General features: G+C 60.0%; 11 protein-coding genes. 8 read left to right on the top strand and 3 right to left on the bottom strand.

Features of this window, described 5'->3' with window-relative positions; translation table 11 throughout:
* Window positions 1–92: 92 nt before the first annotated feature.
* Window positions 93–1,043: a DUF1853 family protein gene (locus BK662_RS21155; RefSeq protein WP_123359686.1), complete on the bottom strand. Its 951-nt coding sequence runs from the start codon at window positions 1,041–1,043 to the stop codon at window positions 93–95.
* 104 nt (window positions 1,044–1,147) lie between these two features.
* On the opposite strand from BK662_RS21155, the gene BK662_RS21150 reads away from it, so the two are divergent.
* From BK662_RS21150 to BK662_RS21115, 8 genes are all read left to right on the top strand, one after another.
* Window positions 1,148–2,038, top strand: coding sequence for an NAD(+) kinase (locus BK662_RS21150; protein ID WP_007906781.1), 891 nt, complete (start codon window positions 1,148–1,150; stop codon window positions 2,036–2,038).
* Window positions 2,035–3,009: a metallophosphoesterase gene (locus tag BK662_RS21145; protein WP_185047189.1), complete on the top strand. Its 975-nt coding sequence runs from the start codon at window positions 2,035–2,037 to the stop codon at window positions 3,007–3,009. Before BK662_RS21150 ends, BK662_RS21145 begins: the two co-directional genes overlap by 4 nt.
* Window positions 3,006–3,878 (top strand): rhomboid family intramembrane serine protease, encoded by an 873-nt coding sequence (locus BK662_RS21140; protein WP_123359684.1) that lies wholly within the window; start codon window positions 3,006–3,008, stop codon window positions 3,876–3,878. The genes BK662_RS21145 and BK662_RS21140 overlap by 4 nt, the downstream gene beginning before the upstream one ends.
* A gap of 30 nt (window positions 3,879–3,908) precedes the next feature.
* On the top strand, window positions 3,909–4,169 hold the full coding sequence (locus BK662_RS21135) for a YeaC family protein (RefSeq protein ID WP_038984092.1): 261 nt from the start codon (window positions 3,909–3,911) through the stop codon (window positions 4,167–4,169).
* The gene (locus tag BK662_RS21130; RefSeq protein WP_123359683.1) at window positions 4,166–4,996 is read left to right on the top strand and encodes a DUF2797 domain-containing protein; all 831 of its coding nucleotides are present in this window, start codon (window positions 4,166–4,168) and stop codon (window positions 4,994–4,996) included. Before BK662_RS21135 ends, BK662_RS21130 begins: the two co-directional genes overlap by 4 nt.
* Before the next feature lie 10 nt (window positions 4,997–5,006).
* Window positions 5,007–7,664, top strand: a complete 2,658-nt coding sequence (gene pepN / locus BK662_RS21125; RefSeq protein ID WP_123359682.1) for an aminopeptidase N — start codon at window positions 5,007–5,009, stop codon at window positions 7,662–7,664.
* Window positions 7,665–8,965: 1,301 nt separating this feature from the next.
* Window positions 8,966–10,033, top strand: a complete 1,068-nt coding sequence (locus BK662_RS21120) for a WD40/YVTN/BNR-like repeat-containing protein (RefSeq protein ID WP_123359681.1) — start codon at window positions 8,966–8,968, stop codon at window positions 10,031–10,033.
* A 28-nt stretch (window positions 10,034–10,061) separates the two neighbouring features.
* On the top strand, window positions 10,062–12,446 hold the full coding sequence (locus BK662_RS21115) for an efflux RND transporter permease subunit (RefSeq protein ID WP_008011335.1): 2,385 nt from the start codon (window positions 10,062–10,064) through the stop codon (window positions 12,444–12,446).
* Between the two features lie 175 nt (window positions 12,447–12,621).
* On the opposite strand, the gene BK662_RS21110 is transcribed toward BK662_RS21115, so the two are convergent.
* On the bottom strand, window positions 12,622–13,341 hold the full coding sequence (locus BK662_RS21110; protein WP_032835696.1) for a FadR/GntR family transcriptional regulator: 720 nt from the start codon (window positions 13,339–13,341) through the stop codon (window positions 12,622–12,624).
* Window positions 13,342–13,545: 204 nt separating this feature from the next.
* Window positions 13,546–15,282 carry an IlvD/Edd family dehydratase gene (locus BK662_RS21105; RefSeq protein ID WP_123359680.1) on the bottom strand — a complete coding sequence of 579 codons (1,737 nt, stop codon included), beginning with the start codon at window positions 15,280–15,282 and terminating at the stop codon, window positions 13,546–13,548.
* Window positions 15,283–15,458 lie beyond the last annotated feature (176 nt).

The raw sequence follows: 15,458 nt of genomic DNA, 5'->3' as shown, positions 1-15,458 counted from the left end.
CAGGCTCGCTCCCACAAGGATCTTCACCATAAGGAGATCCAATATGGGAGCGAGCCTGCTCGCGATAGGGCCCGTCCATTCACCACATAAACTCAACCATTACCCGGCACATTCGGCCAAAGATCGGACACCAGAAACAGCCGCTCGGCTTCCTCCCAATCGCCTTCGCCGTTCTCTGTAAGCCGCACCATCAATTGCGCCGGTGCCAGCGGGTCCAGATCGCTCAGCCACGCATTCAGCTGTTCAGCGTTCCAGGTCTGCTCTTCGGGATAGTGTGCCGGCGCCAGCCAGGCATGGCGGGGCAGGGGTTGCCAGCGACCGGATGGGCGCTGCACGACAAAGTCCGCCCAGTCTTTCTGATGCAGCCAGCTACCGCGCAAATGCTGAGGGTGCGCGCCGCTGGGTGATTCGGCCTGCCCCGGCCACGGATAGAGCAGATAACCGCCCAGCCACAGATGCGCACTGAACTGCTGGATATCCAGCGACGCCAGCACTGCACGGCTCTCCACCCGCGCGGAAATCGGTAATTGATGCTGGCTCAGGTGCTTCAGTTTACGGTCCAGCCGATCATGACAACCCGGTCCGAGCCACTGCGCGGAGTCATGGCCGTCACCGTTCTGTGGTCCAAGGTAGAGCTTGATCGCCAGTTCCAGGTGATGCACGCCGTCGCGATCACGCAGCAGCATGTCCAGCTCACCCAAGGTGTGGCCTTCACGGCGGATCGGCATGTTGGCGGCAATCAGTTCGATGCCCGGCGCGTGCCGCACGGCGTATTGCCATAGCCGCTCGTAGTACAGACCCAGGCGCCGGGTCCTGGCCTGGGCCAGCCAGTGCAGCAAATCGTAGCTGTCGCGATCCAGTTGCCTGAGCCAGTGTTCCAGGCGCTCCGGTGCCTGCACCCAGTCGCTGCCCGCCAGCGGATGACGCTGCGGCCACGGGGTGACGCTGAGCATCGGCGGTGCGAGGATGACCCAAGCCAGGTCGCGCACTTCAGGGTGGCGCAACTGGTGAGGTAACTGGAGCAAATCTGGAAATAGGATCATCTTGCGAGCATAGCCTCTTCACTCGTGGCTGAAAGGGTTTTGTCTACGCCGCGCTTTCGCCCATAATCGTGTTTTTCGCCGCCGCAGACCCTCGCAGGAGCCCCATGGAGCAATTTCGTAATATCGGCATCATCGGTCGCCTGGGCAGTTCTCAGGTGCTGGATACCGTCCGCCGACTGAAACGGTTTCTGCTCGATCGTCATCTACATGTGATCCTCGAAGACACCATCGCCGAAGTCCTGCCGGGTCATGGCCTGCAAACTTCGTCGCGCAAGATGCTCGGTGAAGTGTGTGACATGGTGATTGTGGTCGGTGGTGACGGCAGCCTGCTGGGCGCCGCCCGGGCGCTGGCCCGACACAATATTCCAGTGCTCGGCATCAACCGGGGCAGCCTGGGGTTCCTGACCGATATTCGTCCCGATGAGCTGGAAGTCAAAGTCGCCGAAGTGCTCGACGGCCACTATCTGGTGGAAAACCGCTTTCTGCTGCAAGCCGAAGTCCGTCGCCACGCCGAGGCCATTGGCCAGGGCGATGCGCTGAACGATGTGGTGCTGCACCCCGGCAAATCGACGCGGATGATCGAGTTCGAGTTGTACATCGATGGCCAGTTCGTCTGCAGCCAGAAGGCTGACGGCCTGATCGTCGCCACGCCGACCGGTTCGACCGCTTACGCGCTGTCGGCGGGCGGCCCGATCATGCATCCCAAGCTCGACGCTATTGTGATTGTGCCGATGTACCCCCATACCTTGTCAGGTAGACCGATCGTGGTCGATGGCAATAGTGAGCTGAAAATCGTCGTGTCCAAAGATATGCAGATTTACCCGCAAGTCTCCTGTGACGGGCAGAATCACTTCACCTGCGCGCCCGGTGACACCATTACCATCAGCAAGAAAGCGCAGAAGCTGCGGCTGATTCATCCGCTCGATCACAACTATTATGAAGTCTGCCGGACCAAGCTCGGCTGGGGCAGCAAGTTGGGTGGTGGAGGCGACTGATGCTCGATCCCGCGCGTAGCTACGACCTGATCGGTGACGTGCACGGTTGCGCTCTGACCCTTGAGCACTTGCTTGACCGGCTCGGTTACCACAAACAGGCGGGTGTCTGGCGGCATCCGTCGCGCATGGCGGTGTTCCTCGGCGACATCATCGACCGCGGCCCGCGGATTCGCGAGGCGCTGCATATCGTCCACGACATGGTCGAGGCCGGCCAGGCGCTGTGCATCATGGGCAACCATGAATTCAACGCCCTCGGCTGGAGCACGCCGGCGTTGCCGGGCAGTGGCCAGCAGTTCGTGCGTGAACATACGCCACGCCACGCGCGCCTGCTCAAGGAAACCCTGACCCAGTTCGAAGATCATCCCGAAGATTGGCATGACTTCCTGCAATGGTTCTATGAACTGCCATTGTTCGTCGATGCCGGACGCTTTCGCGTCGTGCATGCCTGCTGGGATGCCGGCCTGATCGAGCCGTTGCGCGGGTTGTTTCCCGACGGCTGCATCGATGAGCACTTCCTCCAGGCCTCCGCGGTGCCAGGCAGTTTTGCCTGCACCGTGTTCGATCGCCTGTTGCGCGGCACCGACATGCGCTTGCCCCACGGGTTGACCATGACCAGCGGCGACGGCCTGACGCGCTCGTTTTTCCGCACCAAGTTCTGGGAAGACGACCCGCAAACCTACGGAGACATCGTGTTCCAGCCTGACGCCTTGCCTGAACCGGTGGCCCGCACGCCACTATCGTCCAGCGAAAAAGACAACTTGCTGCGCTACGGCGTCGATGAGCCGTTGTTGTTCGTCGGCCACTACTGGCGCAGCGGCAAACCGGCGCCGATCCGCCCGAACCTGGCGTGCCTGGATTACAGCGCGGTGCTCTACGGCAAACTGGTCGCTTATCGTCTGGATCAGGAAACCCGTCTCGACCCGCATAAGTTCGTCTGGGTCGATGTCGAGCGGCCGGAGGTGCTGCAATGACGGCGGTGGCGGTATTGCGTCTGCCTCTGGCGGTGGATTTGAGCGGATTCGTCAAACTGCTGCAGCGCATGCAAGTGCCCCATCGGGTCAGCGAAGAGGCGGGCGAGCAGGTGCTGTGGGTCCCGGCCAACATCAGCGAAGACGTACGCTCATTGTACGAACGCTTTCCCGCAGGCGACCCTGATCAGCAACTGGATATCCCGATCGCGCAGACGCGGTCGCGTCCGGGCTTCGTCGAGCAATTGCGCTACAGCAAGGCTACGGCGCTGGTGCTGTTGCTGAGCCTGATCGTCGGCGTGGTGACGCTGCTGGGCGAAAACCTCGAGACGATACGCTGGCTGACCTTCCTCGATTTCCGTGTGGTCGGCGAGTACATCCATTTCACACCATTGGCTGACAGCCTGGCGGCGGGGCAGTGGTGGCGTCTGGTGACGCCGATGCTGATCCACTTCGGCATCCTGCACCTGGCCATGAACGGCATGTGGTACTGGGAGCTGGGGCGGCGTATCGAGTCGCGTCAGGGCAGCATCAACCTGATCGGCCTGACGTTGCTGTTCAGCCTGGTGTCCAACTATACCCAATACCTTTTCAGCGGCCCGAGCCTGTTTGGCGGGTTGTCCGGGGTGCTGTACGGCCTGCTCGGGCATTGCTGGATCTTCCAGGTTCTGTCGCCGAACCCGGCGTATCGCCTGCCCCGAGGGGTGTTGGTGATGATGCTGGTGTGGTTGCTGGTGTGCCTGTCCGGGCTGGTTTCGATGATCGGCTTCGGCCAGATTGCCAACGCGGCCCACGTCAGCGGGTTACTCATCGGATGCTTCACCGGTTTGTTGGGCGGTTTGTACAACCGCCGTAAACTGACTTCCAAATAAGCTATGTGATTAAAGAGCGCGGAGCCCTTGATGTCCTCTTTTAACGAAATGATCAAAAACATCACCCCGGATATCTACCAGAGCCTGAAACTGGCGGTGGAAATCGGCAAATGGTCCGACGGTGGCAAACTCACCGCCGAGCAGCGCGAACTGTCCCTGCAAGCGATGATCGCCTGGGAAATCCAGAACCTGCCCGAGGAAGAGCGCACCGGCTACATGGGCCCGCAGGAATGCGAGTCGAAGTCGATTGAAGTGCCAAACATTCTGTTCAAATCGGATGCCATCCATTGATCGAGATTGGCCGCGGTGCAATCAGCAAAATGTCGGCGCGCCTTGACGGGCCGAACGTTCAGTACGCTTTTCGTCTGGGCGACGCCGAGGTACCGGTCAATCCGTTGATCGGCACCACGGTGCGCCTGGAATACCTGGGGGCGATCCACTGCACCCATTGCGGACGCAAGACCAAAACCAGTTTCAGCCAGGGTTACTGCTACCCGTGCATGACCAAACTGGCGCAGTGCGACATCTGCATCATGAGCCCGGAACGTTGCCACTACGACGCTGGCACCTGCCGCGATCCGGAGTGGGGCGAAAAATTCTGCATGACCGATCATGTGGTGTATCTGGCCAATTCGTCGGGGATCAAGGTCGGCATAACCCGTGCTACGCAGCTGCCCACTCGTTGGCTCGATCAGGGCGCCAGCCAGGCCTTGCCGATCATGCGCGTCGCGACCCGCCAGCAATCGGGTTTCGTCGAAGACCTGTTCCGCAGTCAGGTAGCCGACAAGACCAACTGGCGTGCTTTACTCAAGGGCGACGCCGTATCTGTGGACCTGGCGCAGGTGCGCGATCAGCTGTTTGAAAGTTGTGCGGAAGGTTTGCAAGGTTTGCAGGAACGATTTGGCCTACAAGCAATCCAGACCATTACCGATGTCGAACCGCTTGAAATCCGCTATCCGGTCGAGCAATACCCGGCCAAGATTGTCAGCTTCAACCTGGACAAGAACCCGATTGCCGAAGGCACGCTGCTGGGGATCAAGGGCCAGTACCTGATTTTCGACACCGGCGTGATCAATATTCGTAAATACACGGCCTACCAGCTCGCCGTGCATCAGTAAGGATTCCAGTATGCGCACCGAACAACCGAAGATGATCTACCTGAAGGACTATCAGGCGCCTGAGTACCTGATCGACGAGACGCACCTGACCTTCGAGTTGTTCGAGGACCACAGCCTGGTCCATGCGCAACTGGTGATGCGCCGCAATCCTGAACGTGGCCCGGGCCTGCCGCCGCTGGTGCTGGACGGTCAGCAACTCGAGCTGCTGTCGGTGACTTTGGCCGACCGTGAGCTGAGCGCTTCCGACTACCAACTGACCGAGAATCACCTGACCCTGCAACCGACCGATATAAGCTTCACGGTCGACACCAGCGTCAAGATCCACCCGGAAACCAACACCGCCCTGGAAGGCCTGTACAAATCCGGCACCATGTTCTGCACCCAGTGTGAAGCCGAAGGTTTCCGCAAGATCACCTATTACCTCGACCGCCCGGACGTGATGAGCACGTTCACCACCACGGTGGTCGCCGAGCAGCACAGCTATCCGGTGCTGCTGTCCAATGGCAACCCGATTGCCTCAGGTCCGGGCGAAGACGGCCGGCACTGGGCGACCTGGGAAGACCCGTTCAAGAAACCGGCGTACCTGTTTGCGCTGGTGGCCGGTGACCTGTGGTGCGTCGAAGACACCTTCACCACCATGACCGAGCGCTCCGTGGCGCTGCGCATCTACGTCGAGCCGGAAAACATCGACAAGTGCCAGCACGCCATGAACAGCCTGAAGAAGTCCATGCGCTGGGACGAAGAGGTTTACGGTCGCGAGTACGACCTGGACATCTTCATGATCGTCGCGGTCAACGACTTCAACATGGGCGCCATGGAGAACAAGGGCCTCAACATCTTCAACTCCAGCGCCGTACTGGCCCGCGCCGAAACCGCTACCGACGCCGCGCACCAGCGTGTGGAGGCGATCGTCGCCCACGAATACTTTCACAACTGGTCGGGCAACCGCGTGACCTGCCGCGACTGGTTCCAGTTGTCGCTCAAGGAAGGCTTCACCGTATTCCGCGATTCCGGCTTCTCCGCCGACATGAACTCGGCCACGGTCAAACGCATCCAGGACGTGGCTTACCTGCGTACCCACCAGTTCGCCGAAGACGCCGGCCCGATGGCCCACGCCGTGCGCCCGGACAGCTTCATCGAGATTTCCAATTTCTACACCCTGACCGTGTACGAAAAGGGTTCGGAAGTGGTCGGCATGATCCACACCTTGCTGGGTGCCGAAGGCTTCCGCAAAGGCAGCGACCTGTACTTCGAACGCCATGACGGCCAGGCCGTGACCTGCGACGACTTCATCAAGGCCATGGAAGACGCCAACGGCGTTGACCTGACTCAATTCAAACGCTGGTACAGCCAGGCCGGCACACCACGTTTGGCGGTGAGCGAGTCCTACGACGCCGCAGCGAAAACCTACAGCCTGACTTTCCGCCAGAGCTGCCCGGAAACCCCGGACAAGGTGGAAAAATTACCGTTCGTGATTCCAGTGGAACTGGGCCTGCTGGACAGCAAGGGCGGCGAAATTGCCCTGCGTCTTGTCGGTGAAGCCAGTGCTCAAGGCACTTCGCGGGTTATTTCGGTGACTGAAGCCGAGCAGACTTTCACTTTCGTCGACATTGCTGAAAAACCGCTGCCTTCGTTGCTGCGTGGCTTCTCGGCGCCAGTGAAACTGAGCTTCCCGTACGACCGCGATCAGCTGATGTTCCTGATGCAGCACGACAGCGACGGTTTCAACCGCTGGGATGCCGGTCAGCAATTGTCGGTGCAGGTGCTGCAAGAGTTGATCGAACATCAACAGAAGGGCGAAGCGCTGGTGCTGGATCAGCGTTTGGTTTCAGCACTGCGTACCGTGCTGTCCGACGACACACTGGATCAGGCGATGGTCGCCGAGATGCTTTCGCTGCCGGGCGAGGCGTATCTGACCGAGATCAGTGAAGTGGCTGACGTAGACGCCATTCACACGGCTCGCGAGTTTGCCCGTAAGCAATTGGCTGAAGGCTTGTTCGAGGCATTGTGGCTGCGTTATCAGGCCAATCGCGATCTCTCGAAGAAAACGCCGTATGTGGCCGAGGCCGAGCATTTCGCCCGCCGCGCGCTGCAAAACATTGCGCTGTCGTACCTGATGCTCAGCGGCAAGCCGGAAGTGTTGGCGGCGACCCTTGAGCAGTTCGACACCAGCGACAACATGACCGAGCGTCTGACGGCGTTGGCGGTGGTGGTGAATTCGCCGTTCGAGGAGCAGAAAGCCACGGCGTTGGCGAGCTTTGCCGAGCACTTCAAGGACAATCCGCTGGTCATGGATCAGTGGTTCAGCGTTCAGGCAGGCAGCACGTTGCCGGGTGGTCTGGAACGGGTCAAAGCCTTGATGCAACACCCCGCGTTCACGATCAAGAACCCGAACAAGGTGCGGGCACTGATCGGCGCGTTTGCCGGGCAGAATCTGATCAACTTCCATGCGGCCGATGGTTCCGGGTATCGGTTCCTGGCGGATCTGGTGATCGAGTTGAACGGGTTTAACCCGCAGATCGCCTCTCGCCAACTGGCGCCGCTGACTCGCTGGCGCAAATACGACGACGCCCGTCAGGCGTTGATGAAAGGTGAGCTGGAGCGGATTCGCGCTTCGGGGCAACTGTCCAGCGATGTGTTTGAAGTGGTCAGCAAAAGCCTGGCCTGAGTTTGGCCTTGCTCCCTCGGGGTCACTCGGACCCTGTGGGAGTGGGCTTGCTCGCGAAGGCGGCCTGATAGCCGACCTCTTGCAGATGTACACCGATCAAATTGTGGGAGCTGGCTTGCCTGCGAAGGCGGCCTGATAGCCGACCGGGATTTTTGATGGTGTACATATCCATTTCTGCGGTTATGGCGGCCTATGGTTTCGCTCTTACAGCGAGTCACTTTCGAAAAGCGCGAAAGTAACCAAAGCGCTTTTGCCCCGCCATTCGGTGCCTCGCCCAGGCTCGGCATGCCCTCACTCCGGCATTGCTCCGGGGGCCCGCCGCCATCGGCCATCCATGGCCGGGGGCGGCTACCGCGGCATCCTTGCCGCGGTGCCCCCTGCGCAATACCTGCGTTCGGCCTCTGGGAAAGGGGCAGGCAGATCAAGATCAAAAGCCACAGCAACAGCAACAGCAACAGCAACGGCAACAGCAACATCAACAGCTTCGCGAGCAAGCTCGCTCCCACAGTTGGACGGGGTACATCCGGGGAAGATTGGTCGGCTGACAGGCCGCCATCGCCGCGATGCGGCGACCCGACAAGCCCGCTCCCACAAAAAATCAAAGCGCATCAAAAATCAGAGCACATCCGCTCTGCTTTTCACCACTCAACAGGCCGAGCGTTAGCTCGCCTGCAGCTTTTGATGTTGACGCACCGCCCCCTCGAGAGGCCGAGTGGAGGTTCTGCGCAGTGGGCAACCCGGCATGGATGCCGGGTTAGCCGCGCACGGCCATGGATGGCCGATGGCGGCGGGCCCACGGAGCAGGACCGGAGCGAGGGCATGCCGAGCCTTAGCGAGGCACCGAACGAAAGGGGCAGAAGCGCTTTGGTTGCTTTCGCGCTTTTCGAAAGTGACTCGCTGTAAAAGCGAAACCGCCAGCGGCCGTGACCGCAGAAATGGATATGTACACGATCAAAGACCCCAATTGGCTATCAGGCCGCCTTCGCGGGCAAGCCTCGCTCCTACAAGGGCAATAACCGTCAGCCGGCACTACCGCAGAAACGGATATGTACCCCAAACCCCAATCACCCCACCTGATACCCAATCATTCACCCCCACCCCATACCCCTCAGGTTAACAAAACATAACGTGGCGTCGATTGTCAGACCTTTCCAAACCCCGATAGGATAAGCCAGCTTCCGAAGGGGCTCTGGATTGCGGGTTTCAGGACTATGCTCCTGAACAGGTCAATCCCGATGCGCATCCCTTACGGCGCCCTGAAGGGTTGAACGACCTAACAATAATAATGTGGGGGAAGGTCTATGAGTGAGCCTGTCATGGGTGTGAGTATTGGCCGCCCGCCGGCGTTACGCAGGTTCGCGTTGCTGGCTACAGCGCTCTCGCTGTTGGGCTGTACCGTGCTGTCGGCGCCTGCGCTGGCCGCTGCCGCGTCGGCCACCAATGTGGTTTATTCCGTTGAATCCGCCAAGGCCAGCAAAGGCCTGATGCTCGATGTCGTACACGCCGGCAAGCGCCTGGTGGCGGTCGGCGATCGCGGGCACATTCTGTATTCCGATGACCAGGGCGCGACCTGGACCCAGGCCAAGGTGCCGACCCGGCAACTGCTGACGGCAGTGTTTTTTGTCGATGACAAACACGGCTGGGCCGTTGGCCATGACGCACAGATCCTCGCCAGCGAAGACGGCGGCACCACCTGGACCAAACAATTCGAAGACCTGAAACGCGAATCGCCGCTGCTCGACGTCTGGTTCAAGGACGTTAACAGCGGCTTTGCCGTGGGCGCTTACGGTGCCTTGCTGGAAACCACCGACGGCGGAAAAAACTGGGAAGACGTCAGCGATCGCCTGGACAACGAAGACCAGTACCACCTCAACGCTATTGCCGCGGTCAAGGATTCCGGCATTTTCATCGTCGGCGAGCAGGGCAGCATGTTCCGCTCCGCCGATGAGGGGCAAACCTGGGAAAAGCTTGAGGGCCCCTACGAAGGCTCGCTGTTCGGTGTGATCGGCACTGCGCAACCGGCTACGCTGCTGGCCTATGGGTTGCGGGGCAATCTCTACCGTTCCACGGATTTTGGCAGCACCTGGGAGCAGGTCGAACTCAAGGCTGCACGTGGCGCACTGGAGTTCGGTCTGTCCGGCGCGACATTGCTCGATGACGGCTCCATCGTGATCGTCGGCAACGGCGGCAGCATTATTCGCAGCACCGACGACGGCGAAACCTTCAGCGTGTTCAACCGCCCGGATCGCATTTCTGTTTCGGCGGTGACTGCGGCAGGCAACGGCAATCTGATTCTGGCAGGACAGGGTGGCGTTCGCGTCACTTCGCCTACCGGCGCAGAGAATGGAAAAAACGGGTCGTCCAAATGAGCCGGGCAAATAATAAGAAGGCGGGTCTATGACATCCTTAAGCACTCCTCATCAGGACAAGGCGACGTTTCTTGAACGCCTGATTTTCAATAACCGCCCGGCAGTCATCGTCATCTGCCTGCTGGTCAGTGTTTTCCTGTTCTGGCAGGCAACGCTGATCCGGCCGTCCACCAGTTTCGAAAAAATGATCCCGCTTGAGCATCCGTTCATTGAAAAAATGATGGAGCACCGCAACGATCTGGCGAACCTGGGCAACACGGTGCGGATTTCCGTGGAAGCCACCGATGGCGACATCTTCTCCAAGGAATACATGGAGACCCTGCGTCAGATCAACGACGAGGTGTTCTACATTTCCGGCGTCGACCGTTCCGGCCTCAAGTCGCTGTGGAGCCCGAGCGTGCGCTGGACCGAGGTGACGGAGGAGGGCTTCGCCGGCGGTGAAGTAATTCCACAGAGCTATAACGGCTCTCAGCAGAGCCTCGACCTGCTGCGCAATAACGTGCTCAAGTCCGGGCAAGTCGGGCGGCTGGTGGCCAACGACTTCAAGTCGAGCATTGTCGACATCCCGCTGCTGGAGTCCTACCCGGACCCGCAGGACCAGGGCAAGTTGCTGGCGCTGGACTACCGCAAGTTCTCTCACGAACTCGAAGACAAGATCCGCAACAAGTTCGAAGCCCAGAACCCCAACGTGAAGATCCACATTGTCGGGTTCGCCAAGAAAGTCGGCGACCTGATCGATGGGCTGGTCATGGTGGTGATGTTCTTCGGCGTCGCCTTCGTCATTACCCTGATCCTGCTGTACTGGTTCACTAACTGCATGCGCAGCACCGTGGCGGTGTTGAGCACCACACTGGTGGCGGTGGTCTGGCAGCTGGGCCTGATGCACTTCTTCGGCTTCGGGCTTGATCCGTATTCGATGCTGGTGCCGTTTCTGATCTTCGCCATCGGGATTTCCCACGGCGTGCAGAAAATCAACGGTATCGCCTTGCAGTCCAGCGAGGCGGAGAACGCGCTGACCGCGGCACGCCGCACATTCCGTCAGCTGTTTCTGCCGGGGATGATCGCGATCCTCGCGGATGCGGTGGGCTTTATCACGCTGTTGATCATCGACATTGGCGTGATTCGTGAACTGGCCATTGGCGCCTCCATCGGCGTGGCGGTGATCGTGTTCACCAACCTGATCCTGCTGCCGGTGGCGATTTCCTACGTCGGTATCAGCAAACGCGCCGTCGAACGCAGCAAGAAAGATGCGCATCGCGAGCATCCGTTCTGGCGCCTGCTGTCGAACTTTGCCAGCCCCAAAGTCGCCCCGATTTCCATTGCCCTGGCGCTGATCGCTTTCGGTGGTGGCCTCTGGTACAGCCAGAACCTGAAAATCGGCGACCTCGACCAAGGCGCGCCGGAACTGCGTCCGGACTCGCGTTACAACAAGGACAACAGCTTCATCATCAATAACTACTCCACCAGTTCCGACGTGCTGGTGGTGATGGTCAAGACCAAGTCCGAAGGTTGCTCGCGCTACGAAGCCATGGCGCCGATCGACGAGCTGATGTGGAAGATGCAAAACACCGAGGGCGTGCAGTCGGCGATCTCACTGGTGACCGTGTCCAAGCAGATGATCAAGGGCATGAACGAGGGCAACCTGAAATGGGAAACCCTGTCGCGCAACCCGGACGTACTGAACAACTCCATCGCCCGTGCCGATGGCCTGTACAACAACAATTGCTCCCTGGCGCCGGTGCTGGTGTTCCTCAACGACCACAAGGCCGAAACGCTGGACCGCGCGGTGCATGCGGTGCAGGACTTCGCCAAAGACAACAACAAGGAAGGCCTGGAATTCATCCTCGCCGCCGGTAATGCCGGGATCGAAGCGGCCACCAACGAGGTGATCAAACGCTCCGAACTGACCATTCTGGTCCTGGTGTACATCTGCGTCGCGACCATGTGCATGATCACCTTCCGTTCCTGGGCGGCGACCTTGTGCATCGTGCTGCCGCTGGTGCTGACCTCGGTACTCGGCAACGCGTTGATGGCGTTCATGGGCATCGGCGTGAAAGTGGCGACCTTGCCGGTGGTGGCGCTCGGGGTGGGGATTGGCGTGGACTACGGGATCTACATCTACAGCCGTCTGGAAAGCTTCCTGCGTGCCGGCCTGCCGCTGCAAGAGGCGTACTACCAGACGCTGAAGTCCACCGGTAAAGCCGTGCTGTTCACCGGTCTGTGCCTGGCGATTGGCGTATGCACCTGGATCTTCTCGGCGATCAAGTTCCAGGCCGACATGGGTCTGATGCTGACCTTCATGCTGCTCTGGAACATGTTCGGCGCATTGTGGCTGCTGCCAGCGCTGGCACGGTTCCTGATCAAACCGGAGAAATTGGCAGGGCAGAAGGGCAACTCGCTGTTTGCTCACTGACCGGTCGCTGAAACAACAAAGCCGCAACCAAGGTTGCGGCTTTTTTATACCTCAAGTTCGACACAGATCCCCTGTGGGAGCGGGCTTGCTCGCGAATGCGTGTACATTCAGCATTGATGTCGACTGATACTCCGTCTTCGCGAGCAAGCCCGCTCCCACATTGGATTTGTGGTGGTTATGAGGGATCGGTTCCCAGCACCACATTCAGCGCACTACGCGCATCATCCAGCTGCACCAGCGTCGCATGCCGTGCGCCCAACGCATCGCGATTCTCGATAGCGGTGAGGATCGCCTTGTGCCGTGGCATCGCCAATTCATGCAGATTCGGTCGTTGGTTTGAATGCTTCAAGGCTTCGGCAATTGCCACCGACAGCATGTTGCACAGGTTCGCCAGCAAGTCGTTATGAGTCGCGTCGGCGATGCGGCTGTGGAAATCGAGGTCCGGTTGCAACAACGCTTCCGGGGTCGGTGCAGCTTCCATGCGTTGGTAGGCTTCACCGATGGAGGCGATGTCTTCATCCGTGGCGAACTGCGCGGCCAACGCGGCGGCGGCCGGTTCGATGATGCTGCGCACGCTGGTCAGCAGATCAAAGAATTCATTTTGCGGGCTGCTTTGCATCAACCAGTGCAGCACGTCCGGGTCGAGCATGTGCCATTCCTTGCGCTGCTTGACCACCGTGCCGACCCGTGGACGGGAATACACCAGGCCCTTGGCGACCAATACGCGAGTGGCTTCGCGCAGCACCGGCCGGCTGACCGCGTATTCCTCGCACAGCAGGGCTTCGGCGGGCAGTTTGTCGTCCGGTTTGAAACGTCCCGAGACGATCTGCATGCCCAGTTCCTGGACGATGCGCGAGTGCATGCTTTTGCGGTCGGAGGGTTTGCGGTAATCCATGGGGAACGGCGCGATCCTGTGCGATGGGGTGCCGCGCATGATAGCAGGCGCGGCGAGTGAAGGTCGCTAGCGCAAGATTCTGATGCAGACGCAGAACCATTGTGGGAGCGAGCCTGCTCGCGATAGCGGTTGAGCATTCAACATTTAAGTTGGCTGTCAGTCCGTCATCGCGAGCAGGCTCGCTCCCACAGGGGATAGATGGTGTCAGTGAGAATGACGCGGCACTTCGGCCCCTCGGCATCCGACGAGGAAGTCGAAGTCGCAACCCTGATCCGCCTGCAGCACATGATCGATGTACAGCTGACGATAACCGCCCACGATCAATTGCTGTGGCGGCTGCAGATCCGCCATGCGCGCCGCCAGCTCTGCATCCGGAATGTCCAGGTGCAAACGCCCGTTGGCGCAATCAAGCTCGATCCAGTCGCCTTCCTTCACTGTCGCCAAAGGCCCGCCAGCCGCCGCTTCCGGTGCCACATGCAAGACCACCGTGCCGTAAGCGGTGCCGCTCATGCGTGCGTCGGAAATCCGCACCATGTCGGTCACGCCCTGGGCCAGCAGCTTGGCTGGCAACCCCATGTTGCCGACTTCGGCCATGCCCGGATAACCCTTCGGCCCGCAGTTTTTCATCACCAGAATCGAATTGGCATCTACATCCAGTTCCGGATCGTTGATCCGCGCCTTGTACATGTCGAAGTTCTCGAACACCACCGCGCGCCCGCGATGCTGCATCAATTCGGCACTCGCGGCGGAAGGTTTGAGCACCGCACCCAGTGGCGCCAGGTTGCCGCGCAACACACAAATGCCGCCGTCGGCGCGGATCGGGTTGTCGAGGGTGCGGATCACTTCGTCCTGGCCGTAGATTGGCGCGTCCTTGGTGTTCTCGCCGATGGTTTTGCCGTTGACGGTGAGGGCATTCGGGTTCGGAATCAGGTTGGCTTCGCCGAGGCGACGCAACACCGCGGGCAAGCCGCCGGCGTAGTAGAACTCTTCCATCAGGAAGCGCCCGGAGGGTTGCAGGTCGACAATGGTCGGCATGCCGCGACCGATGCGGGTCCAGTCATCCAGGTCCAGCTCGACACCGATGCGCCCGGCGATGGCTTTCAGGTGGATCACCGCGTTGGTCGAACCACCGATGGCGGCGTTCACCCGGATGGCATTTTCGAAGGCTTCCTTGGTGAGGATTTTCGACAGTTTCAAATCTTCGCGGACCATCTCCACCGCACGCATGCCGGACATGTGCGCCAACACATAACGGCGTGCATCGACCGCTGGAATCGCCGCGTTGTGGGGCAGGGAAGTGCCGAGGGCTTCGGCCATGCAAGCCATGGTCGAGGCCGTGCCCATGGTGTTGCAGGTACCGGCCGAGCGTGACATGCCGCCCTCGGCCGCGAGGAAATCATCAATGGTGATGGTGCCCGCCTTGACCTGTTCGCTGAGCTGCCAGACCACCGTGCCCGAGCCGATGTCCTGGCCCTTGTGCTTGCCATTGAGCATCGGTCCGCCGGTGACGACGATCGCCGGCACGTCGCAACTGGCCGCGCCCATCAGCAGCGCCGGAGTGGTTTTGTCGCAGCCGGTGAGCAGCACCACGCCATCGATCGGGTTACCGCGAATCGCTTCCTCGACGTCCATGCTCGCCAGGTTGCGGGTGAGCATCGCGGTGGGGCGCAGGTTCGATTCGCCATTGGAGAACACCGGGAATTCCACTGGAAAACCGCCGGCTTCGATCACCCCGCGTTTGACGTGCTCGGCGATCTGCCGGAAATGCGCGTTGCACGGGGTCAGTTCCGACCAGGTGTTGCAGATGCCGATGATCGGCTTGCCGTGGAACTGATGGTCGGCGATGCCCTGATTCTTCATCCAGCTGCGGTACATGAAGCCGTTCTTGTCGGCGGTGCCAAACCATTGGGCGGAGCGCAGGGTGGGTTTCTTATCAGACATGATCGTTCTCTTATTGTATGACTATATTGTTCGAGCTACGGCGTAACATAAGCGCAATTTCGGCTGTTTGGAAGTGTTGTTGGTTAAATAGTATTACTATATAGTCGTTTTCAACGGAGGGGTGGCCCTGGCGGTTTTCTGCGAGAGGCGTCCCCCGAGGTTCTATAACAACAACA

The organism is Pseudomonas frederiksbergensis, from assembly GCF_003732275.1.
Lineage (GTDB): Bacteria > Pseudomonadota > Gammaproteobacteria > Pseudomonadales > Pseudomonadaceae > Aquipseudomonas > Aquipseudomonas frederiksbergensis_H.
This window is presented reverse-complemented; position numbering and strand designations above follow the sequence as displayed.